General features: G+C 67.0%; 4 protein-coding genes. All 4 read left to right on the forward strand.

Going from position 1 to position 1564, the window contains the following annotated elements:
- Window positions 1-113: 113 nt before the first annotated feature.
- Window positions 114-329, forward strand: a complete 216-nt coding sequence (locus H623_RS0101335; RefSeq protein ID WP_022899140.1) for a hypothetical protein — start codon at window positions 114-116, stop codon at window positions 327-329.
- A complete protein-coding gene (locus H623_RS0101340; protein ID WP_022899141.1) occupies window positions 326-526 on the forward strand; it encodes a hypothetical protein in 201 nt (66 codons plus the stop codon). The genes H623_RS0101335 and H623_RS0101340 overlap by 4 nt, the downstream gene beginning before the upstream one ends.
- Entirely contained in the window at window positions 523-984 is a 462-nt protein-coding gene (locus tag H623_RS0101345; protein ID WP_022899142.1) for a hypothetical protein, read from the forward strand. Before H623_RS0101340 ends, H623_RS0101345 begins: the two co-directional genes overlap by 4 nt.
- Before the next feature lie 13 nt (window positions 985-997).
- Window positions 998-1564 (forward strand): tyrosine-type recombinase/integrase (locus H623_RS17160; protein ID WP_022899143.1); only part of this gene is annotated, 567 nt, incomplete at its 3' end.

Consider the following 1564-nt stretch of genomic DNA (forward strand, 5'->3'; position numbering starts at 1 on the left):
TGGTGCACCCCCAGGGACTTGAACCCTGAACCCACTGATTCAGGTTCGGACGCCGTCGTAACGCCGATCGACTTCGCGTTCGAGCTGCGCTCCGCACGGAGCGGTGACGCGGCATGAGCGCGACGGCGATGCCCTACGTCGGCGAGAACATGAGCGCCTGCTGCCAGCGCACGGAACGAGAGTGCGTGCCCGGCGCGCGATGGCTCCAGTGCGCTGAGTGCGGCACGGTGCTCGTCAACATCGACGGGCTGATCGCGGCGCCGGCGGTCGTCGAGGTCGCGCTCTTCGACGTTGAGCGTGAACCATCGAATTCGGGTAGCGAGCGATGAGCGAGCACGAGGACCGCACGACGGCAACAACGTTCGGGCGCACTGTCTACTACCAGCCGCGCTGCTCGTGCGGCTGGATCGCCGGCCACGCGATGCGTGCACGCTACGGCGACGTCGGCGCCTACGAGGTCGCGTTTGCCGCCGCGCGTCGAGACTTCCGTGACCACGAATCATCGAATTCAGGGAGCGAGCAATGAGCAACGCAACACCCGACGAGGCACGGCTCGACGCGCTCGGATATGTCGAGCAGACGATCTACGCGAACGAGGACAACCCCGAGCCGAGCACGTGGAGCAACGCCGACGTGCTCGAGCTGCTGCAAGAGGTCGCCGAACGGCTGATGCTCGACGGTGAGATCATCGCGCCCGAGTGCGGCGCGACGATCGACAGTCTCGTCGACGTGGGTCACACGCACGTCTGCTGCGCGCCGCAAGACCACGGCGACGCGCACGCATGCGAGTGCGGCGCGTGGTTCGAGCTCGTCCCGGTATCGCCGAATTCAGGTTGCTGCCCTGAGTGCGCACCGGATGAGTACGACTACAGCGGATGCCGCAACAGCTTCTGCCACTGCCATGACGCTGAACCGGACAATTCAGACTCTCGACTAGGTTCGTCAAGTCCGACATCTGGGACTGTCGGACCCGAGGCACGCTGAGCAGCCTGAACGTATGCGTAACGATGAGTGGACGGTTGCGCTCGACGGGTGGCGGTCCTGGCTGATCGCGGCGCATCGAGCCTCGGGGACGATCTATCAGCACCTCTATCGCGTCGGTCGGCTCGAGCGTCAGTACGCCGGCAGGTCACCCTGGTCACTCACGACAGACGACATCATTGCGCATCTACGCGAGGGCGACCTCTCGGCGTCGACGCAACGCGCGAGGCGAACGTCGATCCGCGGGTTCTACGCGTGGGCGGTCGCCACAGGACGCCTCACGCGCGACCCGAGCGCGCTGCTGCCTGCGGTACACGCGCCGCTCGGGAAACCGCGTCCCGCACCCGATGAGGCCGTGGAGGCGGCACGATTCGCGGCCGACGTTCGGGTGCGCGTGATGGTGCAGCTCGGCGCCCGCGCCGGCCTTCGCTGCTGCGAGATATGCCGGGTGCATGTGCGCGACGTCGAGGCGGACATGCTCGGCTGGTCGCTGCGTGTGCTCGGCAAGGGTGGTCGCACCCGCGTCGTGCCGTTGCCGGATGATCTGGCGCACCTGATCGTGCGCGAGGCGGACGCGTCCGGG

Source organism: Humibacter albus DSM 18994 (genome assembly GCF_000421825.1).
GTDB classification, from domain to species: Bacteria; Actinomycetota; Actinomycetes; order Actinomycetales; family Microbacteriaceae; genus Humibacter; species Humibacter albus.

What these genes read in the sequence shown, in the direction of transcription:
- H623_RS0101335 (WP_022899140.1), top strand. Translation starts at nt 114, where the DNA reads ATGAGCGCGACGGCGATGCCCTACGTCGGCGAGAACATGAGCGCCTGC.
- H623_RS0101340 (WP_022899141.1), top strand. Translation starts at nt 326, where the DNA reads ATGAGCGAGCACGAGGACCGCACGACGGCAACAACGTTCGGGCGCACT.
- H623_RS0101345 (WP_022899142.1), top strand. Translation starts at nt 523, where the DNA reads ATGAGCAACGCAACACCCGACGAGGCACGGCTCGACGCGCTCGGATAT.